We start from the raw sequence: 26,294 nt of genomic DNA, 5'->3' as shown, positions 1-26,294 counted from the left end.
CAGGGACGGTCAACGTCACCTGACTGATCGGCTCTCTCTATGGCATAACCAAGGATTAATTCATGCTTCGTTTTGGTTTCATTTATGCGTTCACTCAGGGGATATATTCATGCATCTTGCATGCATCATGCTATGTTTTCTTCCTTGGTTCCTTTCATGTGTCATTCATGCGGTTCATTCATGTGGTTCATCCATGCGCTTCTATTTGACGTCGAGTCATTGTGCGCTCAATCCCGTTCCATAGACCGTTCAATCCGGTCCCTTTCCATGTATACGATCCGCGACGAGCCGGTGATGCCGGAAGGCAGCGCCCGCTTACCGTATAGATTCTCCAGCGTATTGGCTGCCTGTATTCTGAGGGTAACCGCTTCCGATGCCCCCTCTTCCATTCCCTCGCCAATAAACCGTGTAATATCCCACCGGTACGGGGGCCACAGCCTGATGCCGGCATCCTGATCGTTCACGAAGAGGCGCGCCGTCTCGCGAATATCATTAACCTCCAGCCATACCTGCTCTTCTATCCCCGGCCTTGGCAGTTTCAGCTGCTGCGAATAGCAGGCGGTTCCGGCATAGAAAGGATAACCTTCCGCACACCATTCGCCGGCGACCTGCCTCGGCTCCACGGTCAATGCCGTTCCATGAACAGCGAACGGACCGATCAGGAAGGCGGGGAAGGAGATCTCCTGCATCGGCTCCAGCAGGGATACCGTCAATATCTCGAGTTCATTTAACCCCGGCTGCAGGCTAGACGTAATCTCGACACTGTGATAGTAAGGGTCCTGCCAGGAAGATGGCCCCAGTGCAGGCTGACGCACACCGTTCACGAAAATTTCGAGATTTCGGCGCCGCTGAAGAAAGCCGATATGGGAAGGAACATTCTGATGCACGTCATCCAGGACCAGTTCCACCCCTCGGTGGCGCGATGGTGATCGGCCGGGAGCTTCGGAACGGGCGTTAAGCCATTCGATCAGCTCTTTTGTCATATGGAAGGTTGTATGATAGGTGTTGACCTGACCGGGCATCGTTGCATTCATCTTCGATTGCCGGTCGTTCAAGGTCACCTGCCAGCGGTCGAGCAGCAGCACATTCGGTTGATCCGCCTCGTAATGCCACAATGGCTCCAGCTGGATCTCCTTGCTGCGCTCCCCCGCCCTTCTTGGCATTCCAAGTACATCGCTCCTGTCGAACCGGCGGGCAGCGGTTCCTGAAGAATCGGCTTTACTTCCAGCTTCTCCTCCGTCATCAACCGTATCCTCGCGCTCCTTCATGGAGAAGACTCGCAGTTCCCCGGGCGAAAAGGTCAAAACCGCATCATTACGCACAGCGCGCACATCACCATGCTCCAGCCGCCATTCCTCGATTATCCTCTCGCCGGCCGCGCCTTTCTCCTGTCGATGATCAAGCCGGATCGCAACCTCTTGCTCCGACCAATTCATCATCCACGCATACCGCCTGCCAGACTCCCCTCGTTCTACGACAATCAGATCCTCCAATCCGCCTTCAAGCATCGTATAGGAGAACAGCGGCTGCTGCTTCAGCAACGGCTTGAGCAGCGCGCACAAGCTTTCGAGCGGATCCGCATCCTGGTTATCGCGTTTGGCCTGCTCCAGGGAGTAAAAGAGCGTGCTTCCATCCCCGATGAAGCGGCGATCGCCATGACCGCCTTCCCCGAACAGCTGCTCCATTACGCGCTTCAGCTCCGGATCGTTATGCTGGGACTCGCTGTCCTGCGGAATGGTTCCGACGGCAATCAACGTCCCGCCTGATTGAACGAACGAGAGCAGCCTGACGGCAAGCTGCCGGGACATGACGCGAATACATGGCAGCACCAGAAGCGGGTAGGTGCCCCCGCGCTCGGCGAATCGGAATCCGGGCCGCTCCCTGCCGATGATGTCGGCAACTGCCAGCTGACACTCATCGACATAGTCATAATCGATCGCGCTGCGCAGCAGCCGATCCGACAGCAGCTGGAACAGCGTATCCGCATTGGGCTTTCGCTCCGATACGCCGGAGGCGAACATATCCTGATACACGGTCCGGATCGGAGAGAGCAGCAGCACCTCCGGGCTTCTGTTTGTCCGGGCTCCAAGCAGGCTTAGCCGTCCAATGTAGTCGGCAAAGGCACGATAATGCGGCCAGTGGGGCGCATGCTTGAACTCGGTCGGCGGAAAATCGGTCTTCCGATAACCGGCAAATGAATAGTAGAACGCATGCGGAATGAACAGGTTCACGCCTAAGAATGCCATGAAATTGGCGTCCAGTCTCCGCTGTCGCATCGAGTACGCATGGCCGCTCGCCCCGAACGACTCGCATATAACGCGCGCCTTGTTTTCCAGCTGCGCTACGGAGGCTGCTGTTTTCACCGAAACGATCCGGTGTGGATTATCTTTACTGCCGATACCGGCGGTCAAGTAATCCACACCAGCATAATGGAACTGCTGAAGCACCCGTGTCTGATTTCCCTGAGAGCGTGCCTGACCCCACACCGGCTCTTCCAGCGTATGTCCGATATACAGCAGGCCATTGCGTTCGCACCATTCTCTGATCGCACCATGGTATCCTTCGACATACCAGCGGGTGATCGTGTCATAATACTGCTGTCTTGCGGTCAGACTGCCGTCCGTCAAATGATAAAGCAGCGCCCCCAGCAGAGGGATAAGATCGACGCCGTTATCGGCCAGATAGCGTTCCTCCATTCCCCGCGTCCAGGCGAACACGATCCCGGGCAGCGTGGCCTCCACATCGCGAACCTCCGTCCGGATGGCCTCTACACCGAAGAAGCCGTCATGAATCATCAGACCAGGCTCATCGGTGAACACCCCCTTGATCGTGGAGCTATAATGCTGCTGAAGCTGCAGCAGCGGCTCATAGGAGAGCCGGATGAAGGTTTGCACCGCTTCGGGATTGAGCGTGTCCAGGTAGTACCCTCCGGCAAAAGTCATCCCCTCCGCAATCTCGCATGACCAGCAGGCCAGCACGACATAATCGCCTTCGCTTCCAGGGGTCCAGACATCGCCTAGCTGCTCCGTAATTCGGAGCGGCTCCGGATGCAGCAGCCACTCTCCGCCCTGCTCTTCTGCCCGGTAGGCCAAGATCGCAATCAGCTCATTGTGATCATACGGCTGAAAATCAAGCGTCAGCGGTTTCGGCCAGTCAGCAGCGCTGTAACGCCGCTCTTCGATCCTTAGGTAGCGCATCCGGTACTCCGGATGCTGCCGGGTCAGTTTGCCGCCAAGCGTTCCGCTTGGCCAGTTGTCTTCATCGTACAGCCAGACGTCCATCCCGCGCTTGCGGCATTCCTCGGTGCAAAAAGACAGCGCATCCATAAATTCAGACGACAGATATTCCGCCTGCATGCCGTGACGGGCGTGCAACACCACACCCCCAACCCCTTGCTCATGCATCGCTGAAATCTGTTGCTCAAGCTCCTGCCGCTCCAGCTTATGGTTCAGAAACCAGAAAGGCTGCGGCCGATAGGTAGCAGCCGGGTTATTAAACTGCCGAATGATGTCATCTGAAGCCGGCAGTGTGTTGGTCATCATTATCCCTCGCTTTAACCGATTATTGCTCGTATTGTATCATACCTTTCCCGAGCTAGAGCCTGTCATATGTCACATTTTGGATAGAGCGTGGCGCTAAGCCAAATGGGTTGATACGGGCTGGGCGCATGTGGTCGACCGACCGCTGTTATGCAGCGAAACACCGCGCGCTGCTCCCAGCGCGCGGTGTTTAAGCCCGGCGTTTCAGGTGTAATGCTGGATGGGAGCGCTGCTTCTGCCCGTCAGTTCGGCATCTGCAGCGTTACAACCTCCTTACCCTTCAGATTTTCATTCACATATTCCATCGCATTGTCATAGCCCGTCTTCTTCATCTGATCCCGCAGATCGTTAAGGATGCGCAGTGCGGCTTCGTCGGATTTGGCAAACACCGCCTCCGTCCAGGCATCACCGGTCCGGTCCAGCGAAGGCTTGAGCATCTCCCAATCCGGAGATTTGGTAATTACATCGCCCGGATTATAAGCGCTGATCACCTGTATTCCGTTCGGACGGAGAATGGCGCGAGCGTTCTCCATCGCCTCTGTCCGTTTCTGATCTGCCCATATATCGCCGCCTGCGGCAGAATTGATCCGATCGAGCCCTGTAAGCGATTCCAAACCAATGCCGATCCCGACATTTTTGCGCTCCTTGCCGCTTGCGTCTTCCGCAAACTTGTCAAACCACTCCTGAACTGGCTTCGGTGTCCCATCGACCATTTCCCAGTGAACCCCTTCAACCCCGTATCTCGTCAGCAGGAATCCTTCATCCGAAGCCAGGAAATCAAGCAGCTCAAGCGCTTTATCCACGCATTCGCCCTGGCAGTTCTTCGTAATGGCGGTCACGTTGTTGCCCTGAATGGCCAGGTCGACCGGACGATCCGGTGCGGCTCCCGCGCGATCCAGCGGTCCAAGCGGAATGTAATCGCTACCAGGATTGGCTGTGACATACTCTTTAGAAGCGTCCAAGATCGCCGGATAATGAGCGGCAAGCACCGCAATTCGGCCCTGGTTGATCTTTTCCTTCGCAATCGGATCCGTCTGCGTGAATACCTCAGGATCAAGCAGGCCTTCTTCAATCAGCTTGCGATAGAACAGGGTATATTCCTCATACTCTTGTCTGAAGAAAACATGTTCCAGGTTGCCGTCGCCCCGGTCTACATAGTTGCTGCCAAAAAACATCGTGTTGCCGATGCCCACCGCCCAGCCATTGCTGAACCCGCCTAGCGGAAACACAGGCTGACCGTTCTCCTGCAGGTTGGCATCCTTGATCTTTCTTAAAAATTGATAGAAATCATCCTTCGTGACTACCGATTGCGGATCGACACCAACCGCCTCGGCAATGTCTTTGCGGACATAAAAGCCGTACAGCCAATCCATGCCGTCCTCGTTCGTCGCCGGCTGGTTTTGCAGCAGCAAATACTGCTTGCCGTCAAAAGCGTCAAACGCTTTCTCATACAACGCTGGCGGCACGTTCTCCTTCGCAATCGATTTCTGCAAATTCGGATAGTTGGCAAGCTTATCGGAGATATCAACGAGCTGTCCCTCATTCGCAGCTTTAATGATGCCATCCAGTTCACCGCCCCAAGCGGGACCGGTGTAGATATCCGGCAGATCCTGCGTGGCGAAGATCGTGTTCACCTTCTCTGCTTCGCTGCCTTTCGTGTACTCCCATTCAATCGTGATGCCCGTTTTCTCCCGGATTACCTCTTCAATCGGTGTAATCCCTTGGTCAGAGCCGGTTGATCCGTTCCAGTTGTGCAATACTTTCAGTTTGTAGGAATCTCCGTCCTGCCGATTGTCACTGCCCGAACCTGTACAGCCGGCAAGCAGTCCGCCGAGCAATACGGTCGCGATCAGCGCCGCTGCCCCTTTATGCCAAATCTTCGTCAATTCAATCCCCTCCCGGAAGTGAATATGTAATCCAAGCGGGCTGTCCCCGCTGAATATCGATTTGAAGTCTTCACCTTACCCTTTCACCGAGCCGATCATAACGCCTTTCACAAAATATCGCTGCAGGAACGGATAGATGCACAGAATAGGAAATACCGTAATAACGAGCAGGGCCATGCGCAAAGATTCCGGTGTCGCTCCGGCTCCGCTCACGCTTCCCACCGTCTGTCCTCCCTGCTGCGCAGCCCGCTGCATCGAGTTTGAGAGCGCTTCCGCTTCACTCAACATTTCTTGCAGCAATGTCTGTACAGGGATCAGATCTTTATTGGATACATAGTAAGCGCCGGCGAACCAGTCATTCCAGTGAGCAACGCCGATAAACAAGGAGATTGTGGCCAATACCGGACCGGACAAAGGCAGAATGATTTTGAGGAAAATTTGAAAATCGCCATATCCGTCGATCCGGGCAGACTCTTCGAGCTCTTCTGGAATGCCTTGCAGAAACGTTCGGATGATGATGATATGCATGAAGTTGTAGAGCAACGGAAAGATGTACACCCAGAACGTGTTAATCAGTTGCAGCTTTTGAAGTGTGATGAAGAATGGAATGAAGCCTGCGCTAAAAATGGTAGGCAGAAAAATATAGAAGGTAAAAAAGGAACGTCCCGGCAGCGTTCGTTTAGACAAGGCATAGGCCATCAGTGTGCAGAGCGTTACGTGCAGGAATGTGCCAAGCACCGTTCGCATCAGCGTGATTTGATAAGCTTTCCAGATGCGGGCATTGTCAAATACTTGGGCATAGTTTTCCAGCGTAAACTTCCGGGGCAAAAAATAAATAGCGCCCTGCATGGAATCCTTCCCGTCATTGAGCGAGTAAGCCAGGATGTAGATGAAAGGATAGATCATGGCAAAGCCGACTAGCGTCAGCAAAGTATAGTTGACCACAGAGAACACGGACCAGCGGCGGTTCATAACGTCAGCCACCTCCTTAGAACAGGGATACGTCGCTGATTTTCCGGGCTATGCGGTTTACCGTCAGGATCAAGATGAGACCGATGACACTTTGGAATAAGCCCACTGCGGCTGCGTAGCTTAATCGTCCTTCTCGGATGCCGGAGTTGATCGCATGAACGTCGAGCACACTGCCGATGCTGGCTGTAGCAGGACCGTTCAGGAGCAGAAGCTGCTCATATCCGGCGCTCATCAGATTGCCAACAGCAAGAATGAACAGAATGATAGCGACATTCCGGATGCCCGGAAGCGTGACATGCCACATTTGGCGGTAACGGCCTGCGCCGTCGATTTTGGCAGCTTCATACAGCTGCTGATCGATTCCCGCAATCGCCGCCATAAAAATAATGGAGTTCCAGCCGATATTCTTCCAGATTTCAGAACCTACAATTATCTGATAGAACCAGGTTGGATTGTTCAAAAATTGAATCGGGTCCGCCCCGAAGGCGCCCAGCAGTTCATTGACCGGCCCGCCATAAGGTGTCAGCAATCGTTGCATCAGCGTAACGACGACGATCCAGGATACGAAGTAAGGCAAGTACGATAAGGTCTGAATCGTTTTCTTGAATCGGATCTTCCGCACCTCATTCAGCAGGAGCGCGAGAATAATCGGCATCGGAAAGCCGATAAGCAGCTTCAGCAAACTGATAACGACCGTGTTCCGGATGATGTCCCCGGACTGATAGTAGTTAAAGAATTGCTGGAAATACTTGAGGCCCGCCCACGGGCTTCCGGTGAAGCCGCCGCTAAAGGTATAGTCCCTAAAGGCAACCTGAATCCCGTACAGGGGCACATACGAAAAGATAAAAAACCAGATCAGACCCGGCAGCATAAAAAAATAGAACATCTTATGCTGCCAGACCCGTTTGATCCACCGCCTGCTTTCCTTACGACTCTTGATCATGTTTCCCACCTCCTTTCAGGCAGGGCGGTGAATCATGGTTAACTTTAACGCTTCCGCTTCAGCCGGAGCGTATGAATTTCGAACGGCTTGAAGGTCAGATGAACAAACGAAGCCCCTTGTTCCCCATCCTCTTCCACATCCAGACGCGCCTGCTCTCTTTCCAGCAGATCGGCACTCCATGCTTCCTCCAGCGCCATTGCGACCCGAAGCACGGTCTGTACCCGCGTACCGGATGTTTCATACAGACGCAGGATGATGTCCTCGCTATCCTCCGCTTGCTTGACCGATTCCACCATCACCAGCGGATGGCCGGTCTGAAGGAACGAAGGCGCTAACACAGCATCTGTCTTCGGATTCTGGGCTTCCGCCGGATGTCCAGCTTTAGCGCAGTCCATCGTCCGAAGCGGCACGTTAAGCTCCCAGCCTTTCTTGTATACGCCGGCCTCGACATGGTTGCCAGCATGCGGATACAGGGAATAGGTGAACGTATGCTCCGCCAGGTCTGCTTCGGGATCCGGATACGAGCTGCTGCGCAGCAGATTGAGATCCAGCACACCATTCAAGGCCCGATGGCCGTACTTGCTGTCATTGAGCAGCGCTACACCGTAATCCGGTTCGGACATGTCGATCCATTGATGCGCACATATCTCGTCTTTGGCAAAATCCCACATCGTATTGCGATGGGTTGGCCTGCTGATGCTGCCAAACTGGATTTCGCATGTGACGCTGTCCGTACGAATATCGAGCGGGAACGACGTCCGCAGCATCTTGCCGCGCTCCTTCCAGTCGACCTTCGTCCGGAAATCAATGCGCCGGCTGCCCTCTGTCAACGTCACCGTCTGGGTGAGTACCGATTCCCCGATACGGAACTCGAATGCCAGACCAGCGGCAGGCCCTTCGCGATGCTCGCGAATATGCTGCAGCGTGAGCCGTGTTCCGCCGGTGACGGCATAGTCATGCCGGAAATCCCAGGCGTCGCCACGATCATGGTAGACCTTCAGTTCATTGCCTCTCAGCCCCGGGGCAATCAGCTCCCGGTCTTCAGCCAAATCCCGGATGGAGACGATCGCTCCCTCCTCATCGAAGATGATCTTCACGAGCTCATTCTGAAGCGTCCGTTCGCTTGCAGACGTATGCACCGTGCCGAAGCGCTCCGACGGATCATGCGCTTGCGCCTCTTCTGCAAGAAGTGCGTAGCCCATCGACGGCACGCGCACCTTGGCCCATTGCCCTTCACTCGTCTGAACCCATTCCTCGCGCTCCCAAGGCAGGGAGTTGAACACGGCAGTCTGCGGCTGTCCATGCTCGCCCTGCCCCTCCCTGGCGATATGCGCCGAAAGCTTGCGATAAGTCTCCTCTATCAAATGCTCGGTCTCCCCAAGCAGCTGCTCATACCGCTCCAGTGACTCGTCATACACACGCTTGATCGACGATCCCGGCAAAATATCGTGGAACTGGTACAGCAAAACCTCCTTCCAGATTCTCTCCAGCGTCTTCGCCGGATAGGAATGCCCGAGAGCGGAGACGGCCAGGACGGAAGCGAATTCCAGCTCGCGCAGCGCCTTTTCCAGCTTGCGGTTGTACCATTTATTCCGCCCCTGGCTCGTCAACGTCCCCTGATGCTTCTCCAGGTACAGCTCCCCGCGCCACGTCTCGAAACGGCTGCTCTCCTTCTCCAATCGTTCGAAGAACCGCCAAGACGGCTCCTGCTTGACCGGGGGCAGGCCCAGCAGATTCTTCTCCCGCGCAAGCCGCTCCAGATGCTCCTCGCCCGGGCCGCCGCCGCCATCGCCGATGCCGAACAGCAGCAGGCAGTGCTCGGATATATTTTTATCGAGGTAATCCTTCTCCGCTTTCGCCAGAGACCGAGGCGCAGCCGGACTGTTGTATGTGTCCTCCGGCGGCATATGCGTCAGCACTTTGGAGCCGTCGATGCCTTCCCAATGGAAGGAATGATGCGGATGGCGATTGTACTCGCTCCAGGACAGCTTCTGGGTCATCATATAGTCCACGCCGGCTTTGCGAAGGATTTGCGGCAGACTGGCGGTATATCCGAACACGTCCGGCATCCACAGCGACTTGACCTCCATGCCGAACTCCTGCATGAAATACCGCTTGCCGTACAAAATCTGGCGCACCAGCGCCTCACCGCCCGGCACATTGGTGTCGGATTCGACCCACATCGCGCCCTGCGGCTCCCAGCGGCCTTCCTGAATCCGCTCCTTGATGCGCGCGTACAGCTTCGGGTGATGCTCCTTCATCCACGCATACAGCTGCGGCTGACTGGCACCAAATATGTAGTCCGGATATCGCTCCATCATATGGAGCACCGTCGAGAAAGTTCGTGCGCCCTTGCGGATCGTCTCCCGAATCGGCCACAGCCAGGCCAGATCAATATGCGCATGTCCGACAGCGCTGACGCGCAGTACAGGATCTCCGCCCTGCAGGGAAAGCGGCCCCTGCAGCAGCTCCTTCGCCTGCCCGACCTTGTCTTCGCTCATGTCGGTCAACAGCAAGGAGGCATCGTACAGTGCCTGCAATATTTTCGCCCGCCGCGCGCTTCCCTCCGGCAGATGCTCCGCCGTCTCCAGCAGCACCTCTGCGTCATAGTACAGGCTGCGTATATCTTCGCGGCAGGTGGCGATGACCGCTTCCTTCAGCGTTCCGCCGCGATACCTCCCGAACAGATCGTTATTGCCGCCATCGGCCCACAATTCGAATGTGCCGCCGCAAAGGTCCAGGCTGCGGGTATCCACCACCCGTTTGCCTGGAAGTCCAAGCGAGAAATCAAATTCCGAATTGACGGTCGTAAGCCCCTGGATCGGCGTGCCCTCGCGGTCAACGAGGCACAGCTCACCGTTCACATCCAGCAGCAAGACGGTCGAAGCCTCCTTCTCAAGCTCCGGAATTGTCCCCTGGAAGCGGAACCAGGCGCAATCCCACAGGTCGCCCCAACGCTCCCCTTGTGTCAGGCTGAGCGGTGTTCCGCTCATGCGCTCTTCATATGGTACGGGCTCCGGCGTGACCCAGGCTGTTACCTCAAGATCGGCAATCGGCTTGTAAATGGCTTCGCGGAGCTCGGTAATCATGTGTTTCAATGACGAAATTTTAATCGGTTCGTATGGCATGATGGCTCTCCTCTCCGGTTTCTCTTTTGTATTCTCTCCCGTGTCTTTGCCTATGCAGTAAACGTCTCATAACTAGGTGTTGACGTTAACCATTCGTTTCCAGCACATGTTCAACGACATGTCAAACGCTCCATCTGCTATAAAATATAATATACCGAATGAATATATTCAATATATTTTTACAAATAAAAAAGCCCTCCCGATCTGGATCGGGAAGGGATGTATATCGTGGTTATTCCGGCTGCTCCGGACGTGGCCCGCTCGTCTGCCGGATCACGAGCTTCGGTTCGCTGAGCATTTTGCTGTAACCCTTCATATCGCCGTGGCCGGACAGAACTTCCAGCAGCTTGCTTGCTGCCCGGAATCCCATATCCTTCTCATACTGATTCACATGAGTGAACATGCTGAATTCCTCCACAATGGAGGTCGGATCGTCAAAGCTGACAATCGACACATCCCTCGGCACCTCAAGTCCGGCCTGTTTGGCCATCTGGTATATCTGGACTCCGAGCCTGCCGTTCAGGGAAATATAAGCGGTCACCATTCGATTGCGGATGTAGCGATACAGCGGATGCGCCTCGGCATCCTTCAGCTCGGACAGCGGCTTGAAGTCGGTGATCATATGCGCGGGATTGATCAGCGCGCCTTTATCCTTGAGCGCTTCGATATAGCCTTCGATCCGCTCCTGGACAGTAACGGTCTGCAGCGGCGAATCCGAGCAGATGGCGATCTCCCGGTGCCCGAGCTCCCATAAATGGTCAACCGCCAGCTTCGCGCCCCGCCTTCCGTCAGATGCGATGTAATGGGTCTCCACGCCGGGCAAGTGCCGGTCAATCAGCACAAACGGAAATCCGGACAGCTTCATGCCGAGAATTTCCTCGTTGTAGTTCTCCTCGTCCACAGGGAAGATCAGCAGGCCTTCGGCACCGAGCGCCTTCAGCTCCTTGATAGCTTCCTTCTCCCTCGCCAGACTGCTGTAGGTCAGCATAATCATGCTCCGGTATCCCGCGGCAGCGAGAGCCATTTCAATACCGTTAATCAGCCGGATGGCAAAATAGTCCTGGATGTTCGGCATAATGATGCCGATGAGCTTCGTTCGCGCCAGTGAGCTTCGTTCCTCTCCGACCTTCACAGCCGTCGCGGTTGCTGAAGCCATCTGGCCGTTCGAGCGGCCTGCCGCGAGCATATCGGCGTCTTCGGTCACGAAACTGCCCTTGCCAGGGACCCGGGCGATCAGCTTCTCATTGGCCAGGCCGGTCAAGGCATTGGCCACCGTGATTTTGCTGACCTGGAACTGCTCCATCAATTCTTTTTCCGTCGGGATGCGGTCGCCAGGCTTTAAATTTTCCGTCTCGATAATGTGACGAATATATTCCTGGATTTGCTGATATAACGGAATTCGATCATTAGCACTCATTAAAATCACCAAATTATTCTTAATATTTGTAATATATAATATATCCTTCATTCGCTGATCGCAATATAAAGCGCGGACTCGTTGTCCTGCGGCTTAGCACAATCATCCCTTTTGATCCGGCTGCATCCGGAACCAAAGGGATCATCTTGCTAAGCGGATTGGGGCAAGGACAAACCCGAAACGGGAGCCGCTCCCCGTCTCATTCATGTCAAACGATGCGGAATGAACGTCCATTGTGCCAGCTTATAGGAAGTTTTGTCAAAGTCCTTGAAAAGATATATTTAAATATATTTAATATGTCTTGAACGGAGATGTGTCTATTGGCGATCACGAACAGGTATGCCAAGAAAGGAGGCTTTCGTAAGCAGAGGCGCGTTTGCCCGTTCCTATTATGAACTCACGCGAGGAGTGATAGCGTCATGGTTCGCAAATTTACAGCACTATGTCTGACTTTCCTGTGCACGTTCTCGTTAACTGCCGGAACGGCTGTAGGCTCAGCCTCCTCAACCCCCGAGCCGGCCGCAAAACCGAATTGGCCGCCGAATCAGGAGCTTCCGACATTTAAATCTCCCAAAAAATTGGATGTCGCGGATGTATACGATGCGCCAGGCGATATCAAACTGCTGTTCGGAACGCTTCAAGGCATTGTGAACCGGAGCGAGCCGCGCATCTATCTGATCGAGAACCAGGAGGAAGGACGGTTTGCCTGGCTGAACGATCTGGACGTCCCTTATAAGGTGCATGACGATTACTGGAATATATTCGCGGCCTACAAACAGGAGGTCAAGGGCATCATTGTGTATGATCCGCAAGTGCCGGATACCATCAATGTCGCCACTACGCTGGCCGGGCTGAAGGATGCGGTCGTTGCGAGTCCCGAGCTAGCCCTCAAGCTGTCCTCCGCCCCCTACAACCTGAAAGTGCTTGAGGATTTGCGCGGAAAATTCAACAGCCGAATGGAAGCGTATACATGGCAGTTTGAGCATCTGTGGAACCAGACGACTCACCGGATGCTGATCGGCCTGTCGCCAGACACCTCCATCCGGATACCGCCGGGAATGCCGGCGTCCTTTGTGACGATTGAGGAGGAGAAGGAACAGATTCGCGACGCCAGCAACCGCGCTGTCTACAATCTGGATCTTTCCGGCCAGCTTGGCGGGGAGCATGTTTATCTCCGCTTTGATGACGCCTTCCCTCAGGACGGCTGGGGTCCGGCCGTGCATCAAGTAACCGTCAAGGCGGACGGACAGGAGATCGCCCAATTCGTTGTGGGTACCTCGGAAGAAGAATTGTATTTGTACGATCGGCATAACTCCAAGTTTCTGGAGGGGCATGGCGGACACCGGTTTGCGGATAACGGCAGCTATTTTGTATACGAATTCACCCCTCCTGCGGGAACGACACAGCTGATTGCCGAGGTGGACATGTGGAATCAGTATAAAGTTTCTGCAGGCCACATCCGTCCGCTTTCCTCGGAGAAAAAAGAACCGTATGCCTATTTGCGCGACTACGCCGTTGCCAACAAGGCGATGGTCTTCTGGCTGGATTCGAACGTGCCGGAGCAGCAGGCGCTGTTCGAGCAAATCATGGCCGATGTCGAGCCGGGAACGCCTTATCTCGGATGGTTCAGCAATGATGTGGAAGGCGAGTTCAGCTCGGTTGAAATTGCTTCCAGGTACGGCGTATACGTGCTGGCCGCTGACTGGTTCAGCAATTTGACCGTCTTCTCCGGAACGAAGCCGAAGTACGCGCCGCTGAAGCCCGCTGCCGAGCCGAAGCTGGAGAACAAAATATATGTCACCTACGTCGTCACGGAAGGCGACAATTTCCAATACAATCAGCACCGCATGCGCGTCATGTGGGATGATCCAGCACGTGGCCAAGTGCCGATAAACTGGACATCCAGCCCGCTGCTCCATGAAGGCGCGCCGGCGCTGCTCAATTACTACCGCAGCACGGCTACGGAGAATGATTACCTCATCGCCGGACCGTCGGGCGCAGGGTATTTCTATCCGAATCCTTGGCCGGACGAAAGCTTTGCCACCTTCCTGCGGGATACCGAGAAGTATATGAAGCGCACCGACATGACAATCCCGTACGTGCTGAACCGGATTGACAGTGAGAATGTGCCGCTCAGCCCGCAGAAAGCCGCAGCCTATGAGCAACAGTACAAGGCGCCGGGCATCTTCATCAGCTACGAAGACCGGTATGGTGTGGAAATTATCGGCAACAGCCTTCCGGCCTCGACCGTCCGTGGAATCAGCACCGCGCAGGACGGCATCCGGGTGCTGGAAGAAGCCAAGGCGCAATGGGACGGCAGTGAGCCGATGTTTATATCACTCGGTTTGCTTGCCTGGAGCATGATGCCTTCGGATGTGGTCGAACTGACCGATGCCTTGGGCGATGAGTTCGAGGTCGTGCGCGCTGACCATTATTTCTCCCTGATCCGGCAAGCTTACGGTTTGCCGAAGGTCAAGTAGACCTGCCCTGTCAGTCTGACGGTCTGTGCTGCGTTCATACAGCTCATGGCCGATATAAAAAGGGAAGCCCCGGTGACCTTTCACCCGGAACTTCCCTTTTTGCCTGTTGCTTATTCTTATTGCGCCTGCATCAGGTCCGTGTTAACGGCATGCCTGAAGCACGCCTTCAGCCCAGTGTCGGTGTCTTGAAGGATGAACAGGATGTGCACTCCTCCACCAGAAATGCCAGCGAAGTGAAGCCTGCTTTCCGCAGTTTGCGGGCTGCGATGAAGCCGTCTGACCGCTTCGGTGTAACAATGACGATGTCATCCCCCGGTTTCAGCACCGTATCCCAAACATAAGGCAGTCGCCCCAATGAAATATTGATCATGTCGCACTTGGGATTGGCCATGAATTCGGAGACATCCCTGACGTCAACCAGCTTTAAATCCGGACGCTCGACTCTCGCCGCATGCAGTTCACTGCAATTCATCATACGCAAGCCAGGTACCGGCACATAGCGGCGATACACATAGACGGCTGCCACAGCCAGAACCGCCAAAGTAATCAGCATCACGGATTCCCCCAATAATCTGTATATAGTCTATACTACGCTTATTATCAAGATGGGTGAAAGTCCCTCCCGGCTATATACTAGGGTCATCCTCTCGAAATGTCAATATCGATTATAGCGCGCATTCCTCGATTTCGAATCCAAGATCTTCGATCATTTGCCAATCCGCATGCTGATCCTGACCGGCTGTCGTTAAGTAATCCCCGATAAAAATAGAATTGGCGGCATACAATCCGAGCGGCTGCAACGATCGGAGGTTCACCTCGCGTCCTCCGGCGATGCGGATTTCCTTATCAGGATTCACAAACCGCATCATCGCCAAAATCTTCAACGCCTTGACCGGCGTCAATTCGCGCCGCCCTTCAAGCGGCGTCCCGTCAATCGGATTCAAAAAATTGCACGGAATGGAATCCGCCCCGAGCCGTTTCAGCTCAAAGGCAATCTCCACCTGCTCCTCCTCCGTCTCCCCCATGCCGAATATCGCACCGGAGCAAGGCGACATGCCGGAAGCTGCAGCTTCTTTCACCGTCTCGACGCGGTCGTCATACGTGTGCGTTGTCGTAATTCGCCCGTAGTTATCTTTTGACGTATTCAGATTATGATTGTACCGGTGAACCCCAGCCTCAGCCAGCTGTCTGGCATGCTCTTCGCTCAGGAATCCGAGACAGCAGCATACCTTCAAGTCGGTTGTCGCCCGGATCTCCTTGACTGCCTCAACCACATGCGCGATTTCGCGATGCGTCGGCCGGCGGCCGGAAGCTACAATGCAATACGTGCCTGCCTTGCGGCGAATGGATTCCCTTGCGCCCTCCAATATCTTGTCCTTGGTAAGCCAAGCATATTTATCGATAGGCGCCTCGGATATGATCGACTGTGAGCAGTATCCGCAATCCTCTGGACAGAGCCCGGACTTGGCATTAACAATCATATTAAGCTTGACCTTGGTGCCAAAATACGTTTTGCGAATGTGAAAAGCGGCCTGCATCACCTGTAACAATTCATCATTCGATGCTCGCATAATGCGCTGCGCCTCTTCTTTGCCCACCTCATAACCTTGAGTAACCCGCTCAGCCAGAGATAGCCAATCCACTGCATTCCCTTTGATTATTGTCATATGTATCGCCATCCTCCCGTGCAAATCATATTTGTTAACCTAAAATCAGATCATTTAGGTTGACAATAGATTTAATATAGCACACGTCCACAGCGACAGCAATCGTTGCCGAGAGACTGCAACGATATATAAAGTCATAAAAAACCGCTCTGACCCGGCTATTTGCCGATCAGAGCGGTTTCGTGAACTTAATTGTATTTCAGGACTTGGAGGCGCGGTCTGGCAGCAGCTTTACATAATCATCCGACAGCTTCATCAGCTGCATAATATAGTCATAGTCGCTGCGATAAGGGCCAATGTCTTCCACTGGCTCCAGCGTGTCCAGCCTCACGGCTGTGCCATCCTCAAACCCGTCCCCTGGAACGAACATAATCTCGTTATTAAAGAACGATCCTGTCGGAAGGTAGTAACGCATGCCAACCACATTCCGGTCGATATTCAGCAAGTCCTGACCAAAGGCGGTCAATTGCTCATCCTCCAGCCGTATGCCCAGCAGATTAGCGATCGTTGGCAGCAGATCGACCTGACCGCCAACCTGATCAATGACCTGGCCGCCCTCGATGCCCGGCACATGCATGATCAGCGGAATATTGAAGCGGCTGATCCGCTCATGATAACGGATGCCAAGCACGGATGAAATCTGCTCGGGGCTCGCTTCTTTCTGATTGATGCCGAAGTGGTCGCCATAGACAACAAGCACCGTGTTGTCCCAGAGTCCGTTCTTCTTCAAGTCCTCAACGAGAACACCCAGCGCATAATCCGAATAGTTGACCGATTTCAGGTATTTGCCGAGATGTGTGCCTTCCAGCTCTTCAGGGAGCGCAATCTTCACAAATTCATCCTTCAAGGTGTAGGGTGAATGGTTGGAGACCGTGATCAGATTCGTATAAAAAGGCGTATTCTGCGCATGCAGCTCTTTTATCTTTCGCATGCCGACGCGGAACAGCTCCTCATCCGATGGACCGAAGTCATTAAAGTGATCATCCTGAAAATAGGGCTTGTCGTAGTATTGCTGGAATTGCAGTGCCGGATACAGCTTGCTCCGGTTCCAGAAGTTGATATCGTTGACATGAAACGTATTGGTTACATAGCCAAGGCGATTGAGCATGCGGGGCAGACTGGGCAGCTCCTTGTTGCCATAGCCTGTGGACATCGCAATCGTGCCGGTCGGGTAGATGGACGTATTCACCGCGAACTCCGCATCGGAAGTATTGCCCTGACCGATCTGCTGGAATATGTGAGGGAAGTACAGCCCCTCCTCAACTAGATGGTTCATGACAGGGGTCAGCTCTTGACTGTCAAGCGTAAGACCGATCGGAAATGTCTGCAAGGATTCCATCTGCACGACGAGCACATTTTTCCCTTCAGCTATGCCATAATAGGCCGGTGCCGCCCCCTTCTCGTCCCGGTAAGGATACTGATCCTGGAGCTGCTTCACTTGGGCGATCACCTCCTCGCGATTAGCCTTGGCGAGCATGCGGTTCTCTCGTTGGTTCCGGATTGCAGCCTCCACCTGATAATTCATGAAGCCCATTTGCTCCGCGCGGGCAATCTCATTCTCGATCCCCCAGGCGCCCCGCATGATCCAGCCCGACAGCAGAACGGTCACTACGAGCATCCCGGCCATCCCCGTTTTCCATACGAGACTGGATGTTCTCAGGCCCGAATAGCCGGGCGACAAACGGAACATTAGGCCCCTGCGGAATCGGGCTCGGAGCTTTCGAACCGTCCATACCGCTGCAATAACAATCACATCGGCAAAAAACAGAAAATGCGCCGGCCTGATCAAAGCCTGGACACTGCCTTTCACCTGATTGACCTGCCCTATCCCGGATAACGCCGTGTAGGTCGGAATCGAGCCGAAGTATACGTTGTACACCGCTGCGGCGAACAGCATCAATGAAAACAGAAGATTAAAGCACCAATAGATCGTCCGCTTCCCTTTATTCGGCAGCACCAGCTCCAGCAGGCTCAACACCGCCAGAATGGATAGAGCATCCGGCAGCACCCGCCCCCACATCATCCCGCCGAACAGAAAGCTCCGTAACAGGATAAGCTTCACCAGCAGCAGGATGAACACGCCGATAAACCACCGTATATGATCTTTCCGAAGTAATTCCATCCATGACTCCCTCTTTTTTGTAAACTCAATGTAAAAACGCAACCTCTATTATAGCAGTTTTGTATAGGGCGATCTAATCGCATCGAAATGTACGGTATATCGCAGCCCATTCCTTCGGCCCGGAGGGACAGCCGCTCATGCAATCCCCTTGTCCCTCACGTAAGATAGAGCATCCTATCTTAAGGCTGGAGGGTTATAGGCATGAAAATGGTAGTTACCGGTGGTGCCGGATTTATCGGCTCTCACCTGGTGGACGGCCTCGTGGCCCGAGGCTGCGAGGTCCATGTCATCGACAACCTTACAACCGGTGATCCAGGTCGCCTCCATTCCGAGGCGATTCTGCATGTAGCGGACGTAAACTCCCAACAGACGACAGATTATTTGGCGCTCTTAAAGCCCGATGTCGTGTTTCATCTGGCCGCCCAGGCGGACGTGCAGCGTTCGATTGCAGATCCTTACGAGGACGCCGATACCAACGTTTTGGGGACCATCAACATATTGGAGGCCTGCCGGAAATCCAAGATTCGCAAGATCGTGTTCGCGTCTACTTCAGGCGTATACGGAGATTTGGAAAAAGAGCAGCTGACCGAGGATGACCCGCTCTCCCCGATTTCGTATTACGCCTTGTCCAAAATGGTTGGCGAGCAGTATATACGTCTCTACAGCCGCTATTTCGGGCTAGAGTATACGATATTGCGATATGGCAACGTATACGGCCCCGGGCAAACGGCCAAGGGCGAAGGCGGGGTCGTTGCGGTATTCGGGGATCGGCTGAAACGCTCGGAACCGTTCACGGTATATGGGGACGGTAATCAGACTCGGGACTTTATTTTTGTCAAAGATGTGGTAGAAGCCAATCTCGCGTCGATTGACCAAGGAAACGGACAGACGCTTCATGTCAGCACGGGCCGCAGAAGCAGCATCAACGAACTGGTATCGCAGCTAACCGCCCTGCATCCGGAGCCGGTTGACGTCCGGTACTTACCGCCCAAGCAAGGCGACATCCTGCACAGCTGTTTGAATAACGACAGAACGAAGGCGGTGCTGGGCTGGGACGCGGAAACTTCGCTTGCCGAAGGAATTGCAAAGACGTATCGCAGCTGGTTTCAAGCCTAGCTGATTCCAGCGACGGGGCTGTTCCTTACGGGACAGCCCCGTCGTTGTTTGCAGCAACGCGTAAACAAGCCCGGTAACACCTGCGCACAGCTGCTCTCTTCGAGAAATATAGCAACGTGTGGCCAATTTTTCGAGTTGCCGGATTTCCTTGGTTTCGTGAGCTTTGTCAATCTGTACAATCTTCTTGGGCGTCCTGGTGTTCTAGTAGTGTTTCCAAAAATCCGGACGAACGAACCCCGACTCCGCCATAACAGAGCCGCGACACTTATCGCCTTATTAGGGCAGCTGGTGATCAGCTGCGCATGGCGGCTTGTCCAGGAAGCCAGAGCGGAAGCTCTGCCAAACGGTGCAAGGCTGACCCTGTTGCTCATGGAGTCAGCCTCATGGATGCGGATATTTTCCGTTACACCGAATGGATCATGTTGGCGAAATTAGCAGCATACACGTGCGGATTGAAGGCTTGCTGCACATGCTGCATCGCACCGGCACGGATCTGCTCGCGCAGCGCAGCGTTATGCATCAGCTCAAGCCCTTCCTGCACCGCATGCTGTATATTCCCGAGCGTATAGAACTTGCCGGTGGCATTATGATAAACAGAGGTCGATACGCCGTCCGAATCGGTAGTGAGCACCGGACAGCGGCAGCTCATCGCCTCCAGCACCGCGTACGGGGCTCCCTCCACCTTGGAGGTGGAGCATAGAAAACCGCCGGAATCACCGATGACGGAAAAATAATACGGCATTTCGCCATTAGGCACATTCGCTCTTACCGTCAGCCGGTCCTGAAGACCGAGCTCGGCAATCAATTGCTGGAACTGTTCACGTTCGGCCGGAACGCTCAGATGGTTGTCCTCAAACATCCACATTCGCAGGTTAGGCACATGTTGACTTAATTGGTGGCCGATGTGCAGAAACTCGCGCCAATTTTTGTTGTCCTCGATTCTGCCCAGCCAGGCGATGACCGGATATTCCGGATGGATGTACGAGTTATACGTGAAGTACGTCGTATCAAAACAGTTGTTGAAATTGAATTGGGGCTTATGCGGATACAGTTCCTGAAACAAAGCAGCAATATGCGGCGTATTCGGATTCAGCAAGGCCGAGGCATACTGGTTGATGTACGGCATGGCTGCCGTCAGCTGCGCCCGGGCCACCTCCTTCGGCCCGTAACCCTGGATCTCTAGCACAAACTTCCCCTTGAATCCGAGCATGCTGAAACGGGCGAAGCTCGCATGGTCTGTCGTCACCACGATGGCATCATACTGGTTTGAATCGAGAATATGCTTGATCTCAATGTCATTGCGGCTGATATAGACCGGAAAATCAACGGAATTCTGGATTCCCGCTCCCCATCCGTAATAGAGGCAATGCCCTTCGATGCCAGCCAGACGAAGCGCGCGGCAGCGTTGCCTGTTCAGGGTTTCGACACCACCGCTTGGCACATAGTACACAAACAGCACTTTCATGATGTTCCCCCCCTTTATTCGATAATGCTGAAATTCGGATTGGAGAAGACTGCGACCAGCTGCCTCTGGTTTTTGGCATGGACCGTAATGACCGTGGAGTGCGAGTAGTTAATGTTGGTGACCAGCAGCAGACTGAAGCTCAGATTGTGATTGGCCACCTCCGGAATAACAACGGTTGCTCCGACACCGACATGAGTCAAGCTGACATAATAGACACCGTAAGGATTATAACCGTGAATCAAAACGTCAAAGGGGTCTGGCCCCGCATTCGTAATCGTGATATCAACAGATTGAATGTATCTGGAATCGATGACTCCATGTTCAACCGCGTCCAATCGAAATATGGACATTGAATTCCCCCCTGGTCATCACTTAATAATTACTATCAGGGTATGTACCGCATATGGCATGTGTAAGGGCATATCAACCCGGCCAATATCCATTTGTGCGGTAGCGCTGGCATGTTAGTCCACGCCTCTTCGCGCCTTTCGGCATTCAATAGAATATAACTTCACTGCCAAGAAAGGATCAGGTGAGAGTGCGATGAACCTTGCGGATCTTAAGGTTCCTTACAACGCCATTTTCAGCCTAGGGAACAACTGTATTCCCGCTATTCAGCTTCGCAAGAACGGACTGCGCAGGTTCGCGGGCCCGCTGGACTGGATGGGCACGCCATTTCTGCCTCAGGTGATTAGACTGCTGCAAAATCGGTTTGTCGGGTATCTTGACTATACGAAACTGCAAGTCGTCGATCAGGTAAGCTCGGAGCTGTACAACGTTCGGGATCAGGAATACGATCTGTTCATGAATCACGACTTCCATGTCAATGCCGATTACCCTCCATACAAGCTCAGCTATCCTGCCGTGAAAATGAAGTATGACCGCCGCGTCGACCGCTTTCTTCTGACCCTGCAGCAGCCCGGCCGGTATTTGTTTATCCGGACCGACTCGGACATTCTGCATGTCAGGGAACTGGTGGAGGTGCTGCGCGGTCTTGTGGTCGGCGAGTTCCGGGTGCTGCTCGTGAATCATATGCCCGTCCCTGAACTGACATGGGTGGAGAGCGGCATGAATGAAGTATGCTGGCTGCATATGCCGAATCAGGAAATCTGGGAGGGCAATAACTACCGCTGGTCCTTTATTTTCCAGGGCATGTCGCTCGCATGAGCGGCACTGTGGTGTTGAAGACCGACCGTTCATCGGTTTAACACGCGCAGGGGATCCACCATTCGCCGGTTCTTTCACAACATCGTTAATCGTTAAGGAATGTCTGGAGCTGGCAAAGGGCCACATGTGGTAACCCTATGGGCGATCGACCGCCGCCTTGCAGCGTCCCGCAGAACAACGCCCCGGTCAATCCTGACGGGCAGGAATGACCGGGGCTTCTTGTTACCGCTCTTATTCAGACTCTGAATTCAGGGCTACGTTCAGGACTTACGTTCGGAGCTTACAAGCTTACGCTTCTGTAGGTTCCATTCCGATTAGTGCGAAGGTTGGATGAAGAATGTCTCCCATGCGCCGCCTACCGAGTCTCGGTTCGCATACAGCACGCCGTCTCTGTCCAGGTCTGCGGTGACATATTTTCCGTTCGCTACAGACTTCAGCGCATAGAGTCCGCTGCTGATCTGCTCGCGGGTAAACTTCTCCCAGGTCGAGGCATAGGTGGCGGAGGCAATGAGTCGTCCGCCATTGTTCAGATCAGCCTGCACAAACTTGTTGTTGCTCATCGACAGAAGCGATACCGTTCCATCCGCATGCTCGATGATCTTGAACCGTTCCCAATCCCCGTCCGTGTCGCGGTTGGCCACAAGCGGCGCAGCCCCGGCATTCTCGGCGCTGACAAACTTGCCATTGGCATTGGCTTTCAGGCTGGACCAGCCTACCGTAACCGGAGCGGTGCCGGTATGTCTTCTCACCACATTCAGAAACGCCGTGTTGCTGGCAAAATGGTTTGTGGTGAAGCGCGTCCATTTGGCTGCGATTGTATCGGCGCTGTCGGTATTCAGGTTCGGAGCCGGATTATTGTTATTATTGAAATAGCCCCAGTTGCCGCCGCCTTTAACCTTGTAACTCCAGTTCGTCCAGGAGGCGTTCAGGTTATTCAGGCCGGACAACCATTTCTCCGTCAAATCATGCTGACCGAAAGAGAATTCGCCGGCAAATACAGGCACGTTCCAATTTTTCTGATGTGTCGCCAGGTCTCTCAGCCAACGATCAATCTCCTGGTTTGTCATCTCCCAGTTGTTATAGTCGGTGAACTGGTAGTGATGCGTCTGGTACATCACATTTTGCCAGCCGTACGTGCTCGGCGGATAAGCGGCAAACCAGTCGTGGAAGGCTGCGATAATGATCATGTGATCAGGGTCCTTGGCGCGAACAGCCCGGTACATCCGGTCATAGAACTCCATCTTCTGCCGGATCTGCGTCGAGTTCTCTCCTGCCCCCATCGAGACGAGCGGTTCATTCAGAAGATCGTAGGCTGCTACGGTCGGATTGCCTCTGTAGCGTGTGGCGATACGCTCCCAAATCTGGATGGTCCAGTTCTGGTAGGTGGAATTGGTCCACAGCTCATTGGCATTTTCCCGTCCGCAGGAATGCCATGGACAGGCTGCGCCAGGGGCTCCGTGAAGATCCAGAATGACATACAGATTGCGCTGTCCAGCTTCCGCGATCAGCCAATCCAGCTTGCGGAAAGATACCGAATCGGGTTTCATCACGCCGTTTGTATTCATGAAATCCTCCCAGTAGAGAGGAACCCGAACCACGTTCATGCCCCAATTCCGGATATTGTCGAGGTCACTCGCCTGAATCCAGTGATCCTGATATACATTAATCAGCGACTGTGCGCCGGCTTCGCCAAAACGATGGATCAGCGTTCTCCGCAGCGTGTATTCGTCCACCGCTCCGGACGGCGTCATCCATTCCTCCTGCAGCAGCCATCCCCCAAGGTTCGTGCCGCGCAGATTGACAATGCTGCCATTGCCTGAATTGTTTCGCACAACGGTCCCGTTTGCCTTCAGAAAATCGCCGGGCCCAAAAGCAGCATCGGCTGTCGGCGCACCGATAACTGAGGCAAACAGACCTAGCAGCAGGCTGGTACATAACAGAATGATTTTGCTTTTCTTGAACACAATAACGCCTCCCCAATATGAAAGATCGAATTCGCTTGAAGACTGACCCTGCTGCTTGATGAATGATAACACCCGGAAAACCAGGACGTTACAGGACAACGCTTCCCGCCCTCCTGAAAACCCCAAAGACGGTTTTCGTATACCGATGATGAAATCGATTTCATTTCAAAGCAATGTTGGAAATCGGATTTCTCCTCATTGGGAAAGAATTGACGCTAACCCAAATGTGAAATCGATTTCATAAATCAGAAGCCTTGCGAATCATCACACTTACATCCTCCCGTGATCCCCTCCTTTCTTCCATCGATTCATACATCGACGTTATGCAAGATTGCGCTTCTGCTTATTTCTCTTGTTGTAATCGTTTTCAATTCACATTATAATAGAATTACAATAATTGTCAATCATGGGTTTGGAGATGTGAACGATGGATGTCAAAATCGTGGATGTGGCCATGATCGCCGGTGTCTCCCCTGCTACCGTCTCGCGTGTGCTGAATCATACCAGCAAGGTCAGTGCCCGCACCCGGGATAAAGTGATGCGGGCCATTGAAGAGCTGGGCTATCACCCGAATGCCGCAGCCAAAAATTTGCGTTCCCAGAGAACGATGACCATTGGCGTCATTGTTCCGGATATCAATAATTCCTATTTCGCCGAGATTATCAAGGGCATAGAGAATATCGCCTACGCTCAGCATTACAAAATCATTATCTGTGATACGCAAAACCAGAAGGAACGTGAGGCGGAATATCTGAACCTGCTGCTGGACCGGACAATCGACGGCGCTATCATCCTCACCCCGCTGGTCGAGGATCAAGAGCTGATCGAGCTCGCCGATAAAGGATACCGCCTTGGCGTCGTGGGCAAATATGTCAAGCATGATCAGGTTCCTTGCATTTATACGGATAATGTGAAATTTTCGCAGGAAGTAGTGCAGCACCTGGTTGATCAGGGCCACCGGGATATTGTGTTCTTGAGCGGTTATGCCGATGCAGTGGACAGCTACGAGCGCCTGGAAGGTTATCTGAAGGCGCTGCGCAGCCATCACATTCCGTTCCGGCCGGAGCTGGTCGAGAACGGAAACTTTAACGAACAAGGCGGGTATGAAGCGATGAAGCGGCTGTTCGAGAAGCGGCTGTCTTTTACGGCTGTCTATGCGGCCAATGACGAGATGGCGCTGGGTGTATACCAGGCTTGTGCCGAATACGGCATGCGCATTCCGGATCAGCTGGCCGTTGTCGGGGTGGATAATAATCGGATCAGCCGCTACATTCAGCCAACTTTAAGCTCAGTGGATCAGCCGAAATATACGATGGGTGCTATTTTGGCTGAGAAGCTGATTGATATGATGAATCACAATGAGTTCGCTCACCAGCGAGTATTCAGGATCGACTCCACCCTGCTCATCCGGGAATCCTCGGCCTATCAGCGCAAGAGCTGAGAAACATAACGCTACCTATGACTGCATTTCATTCTGGATGCGGCTCATGAAGTCTTCCGCCGCACTGTAGCCGAGCTGTTTCAGGTACCAATTGTTGGCGGCCGCCTCGATCAGACCGGCTACATCCCGCCCAGGCTGAAGCTGGACTTCAAGATGCGGTATCTGAATGCCTAAATATTCGGTGAACTGAGGCACGACCTCCAGCTCGTTGTTCAGCGCATTCTCCCGCCATGGAGACAGCTCGATATCGAGCACGATGCGAGTCTCGTCCTGGAACGCGGTGCGCCCGTATTGACGCACCACATTAATCAGACCGACGCTTCGCAGCGCCAGGAACTCACGGGACGTCTGATTATGGGTGCCAAGCAGCGTCGTCGGCCCCAGCTTTTTAAGCACAACAATATCGTCCGCTACGAAGCGATGCCCTTTTCGAATCAGCGTATGCGCGGTTTCACTTTTGCCAATGCCGGACTTCCCCCGAAGCAAAATTCCGATTCCCGCTACGTTCACGCACACGCCGTGAATCGACATCTCCGGGGCGAGCGCCTTCACTAAATAACCGTCCAGCTTGGCGATAAACTCTGTCGTTGTCTCGGCTGTCCGCAGCAGCGGAATGCCTTCCTGTTCACAGAACAGCGTCAGATAGTGAATCTCCTCCTGGCCTGTCGTAACAATGAAGCAGGGCGGATGATATTTCACAATATTGCCGATATGCAGCTTGCGCTCCTCCACGCTTCTGGTCAGCAAATAGTTGATTTCCTTCCGTCCAAGCACCTGCACTCGCTCCATGGGAAAAAAATCAAAGTATCCGACAAACTCCAGGCCCGGCCTGTGCGACCTAGGACGGGTAATGATCCGGTCCAGACGATCGGCGCCAGTGAGCACCTCCAGTTGAAAAGTATCCTTTATGTTCTGAACGGTAATGGACTTCATGTGTCTCCCCCTCTGCGGCATATTTTAACTTTTATATTTACATAATTGTGTTTC

17 protein-coding genes are annotated in these 26,294 nt (G+C 53.7%); 4 read left to right on the top strand and 13 right to left on the bottom strand.

The window, feature by feature from the left end; translation table 11 throughout:
• Positions 1–227: 227 nt before the first annotated feature.
• From CHH67_RS15375 to CHH67_RS15350, 6 genes are all read right to left on the bottom strand, one after another.
• Complete coding sequence (locus CHH67_RS15375; RefSeq protein ID WP_095266084.1) at positions 228–3,542, bottom strand: glycosyl hydrolase; 3,315 nt, start codon at positions 3,540–3,542, stop codon at positions 228–230.
• 239 nt (positions 3,543–3,781) lie between these two features.
• Positions 3,782–5,425, bottom strand: a complete 1,644-nt coding sequence (locus CHH67_RS15370; protein WP_095266083.1) for an extracellular solute-binding protein — start codon at positions 5,423–5,425, stop codon at positions 3,782–3,784.
• Positions 5,426–5,500: 75 nt separating this feature from the next.
• The gene (locus CHH67_RS15365; protein ID WP_095266082.1) at positions 5,501–6,397 is read right to left on the bottom strand and encodes a carbohydrate ABC transporter permease; all 897 of its coding nucleotides are present in this window, start codon (positions 6,395–6,397) and stop codon (positions 5,501–5,503) included.
• Between the two features lie 16 nt (positions 6,398–6,413).
• Positions 6,414–7,340, bottom strand: coding sequence for an ABC transporter permease (locus CHH67_RS15360; RefSeq protein ID WP_095266081.1), 927 nt, complete (start codon positions 7,338–7,340; stop codon positions 6,414–6,416).
• Positions 7,341–7,384: 44 nt separating this feature from the next.
• Entirely contained in the window at positions 7,385–10,429 is a 3,045-nt protein-coding gene (locus CHH67_RS15355) for an alpha-mannosidase (RefSeq protein WP_244908215.1), read from the bottom strand.
• A 271-nt stretch (positions 10,430–10,700) separates the two neighbouring features.
• Complete coding sequence (locus CHH67_RS15350; protein WP_095266079.1) at positions 10,701–11,885, bottom strand: GntR family transcriptional regulator; 1,185 nt, start codon at positions 11,883–11,885, stop codon at positions 10,701–10,703.
• 419 nt (positions 11,886–12,304) lie between these two features.
• Here CHH67_RS15350 and CHH67_RS15345 point away from each other — a divergent pair, with 419 nt between their 5' ends.
• Positions 12,305–14,365, top strand: a complete 2,061-nt coding sequence (locus CHH67_RS15345; protein WP_095266078.1) for a GxGYxYP domain-containing protein — start codon at positions 12,305–12,307, stop codon at positions 14,363–14,365.
• A gap of 166 nt (positions 14,366–14,531) precedes the next feature.
• On the opposite strand, the gene CHH67_RS15340 is transcribed toward CHH67_RS15345, so the two are convergent.
• The 3 genes from CHH67_RS15340 to CHH67_RS15330 all read right to left on the bottom strand — a co-directional run bounded on the left by CHH67_RS15340 (position 14,532) and on the right by CHH67_RS15330 (position 18,154).
• Positions 14,532–14,918 carry a rhodanese-like domain-containing protein gene (locus CHH67_RS15340; protein WP_095266077.1) on the bottom strand — a complete coding sequence of 129 codons (387 nt, stop codon included), beginning with the start codon at positions 14,916–14,918 and terminating at the stop codon, positions 14,532–14,534.
• Between the two features lie 112 nt (positions 14,919–15,030).
• Positions 15,031–16,032, bottom strand: coding sequence for a biotin synthase BioB (gene bioB / locus CHH67_RS15335; RefSeq protein WP_095266076.1), 1,002 nt, complete (start codon positions 16,030–16,032; stop codon positions 15,031–15,033).
• Positions 16,033–16,231: 199 nt separating this feature from the next.
• The gene (locus tag CHH67_RS15330; protein ID WP_095266075.1) at positions 16,232–18,154 is read right to left on the bottom strand and encodes an LTA synthase family protein; all 1,923 of its coding nucleotides are present in this window, start codon (positions 18,152–18,154) and stop codon (positions 16,232–16,234) included.
• Positions 18,155–18,355: 201 nt separating this feature from the next.
• Between CHH67_RS15330 and CHH67_RS15325 the strand changes: the two genes are divergently transcribed.
• Complete coding sequence (locus CHH67_RS15325) at positions 18,356–19,270, top strand: NAD-dependent epimerase/dehydratase family protein (protein ID WP_095266074.1); 915 nt, start codon at positions 18,356–18,358, stop codon at positions 19,268–19,270.
• A gap of 403 nt (positions 19,271–19,673) precedes the next feature.
• Here CHH67_RS15325 and CHH67_RS15320 read toward each other — a convergent pair whose 3' ends face one another.
• Entirely contained in the window at positions 19,674–20,735 is a 1,062-nt protein-coding gene (locus CHH67_RS15320; protein ID WP_095266073.1) for a glycosyltransferase family 4 protein, read from the bottom strand.
• Between the two features lie 14 nt (positions 20,736–20,749).
• Entirely contained in the window at positions 20,750–21,085 is a 336-nt protein-coding gene (locus tag CHH67_RS15315; RefSeq protein ID WP_095266072.1) for a hypothetical protein, read from the bottom strand.
• Positions 21,086–21,278: 193 nt separating this feature from the next.
• Between CHH67_RS15315 and CHH67_RS15310 the strand changes: the two genes are divergently transcribed.
• Complete coding sequence (locus CHH67_RS15310) at positions 21,279–21,902, top strand: DUF1796 family putative cysteine peptidase (RefSeq protein WP_095266071.1); 624 nt, start codon at positions 21,279–21,281, stop codon at positions 21,900–21,902.
• 314 nt (positions 21,903–22,216) lie between these two features.
• Here CHH67_RS15310 and CHH67_RS15305 read toward each other — a convergent pair whose 3' ends face one another.
• Positions 22,217–23,866 carry a cellulase family glycosylhydrolase gene (locus CHH67_RS15305; protein ID WP_218832023.1) on the bottom strand — a complete coding sequence of 550 codons (1,650 nt, stop codon included), beginning with the start codon at positions 23,864–23,866 and terminating at the stop codon, positions 22,217–22,219.
• 427 nt (positions 23,867–24,293) lie between these two features.
• Here CHH67_RS15305 and CHH67_RS15300 point away from each other — a divergent pair, with 427 nt between their 5' ends.
• Entirely contained in the window at positions 24,294–25,307 is a 1,014-nt protein-coding gene (locus tag CHH67_RS15300) for a LacI family DNA-binding transcriptional regulator (protein ID WP_095266070.1), read from the top strand.
• Between the two features lie 15 nt (positions 25,308–25,322).
• Here CHH67_RS15300 and hprK read toward each other — a convergent pair whose 3' ends face one another.
• Complete coding sequence (gene hprK, locus CHH67_RS15295; protein ID WP_095266069.1) at positions 25,323–26,240, bottom strand: HPr(Ser) kinase/phosphatase; 918 nt, start codon at positions 26,238–26,240, stop codon at positions 25,323–25,325.
• Positions 26,241–26,294 lie beyond the last annotated feature (54 nt).

This window comes from Paenibacillus campinasensis, from assembly GCF_002272015.1.
Lineage (GTDB): Bacteria > Bacillota > Bacilli > Paenibacillales > Paenibacillaceae > Paenibacillus_AQ > Paenibacillus_AQ campinasensis.
This window is presented reverse-complemented; position numbering and strand designations above follow the sequence as displayed.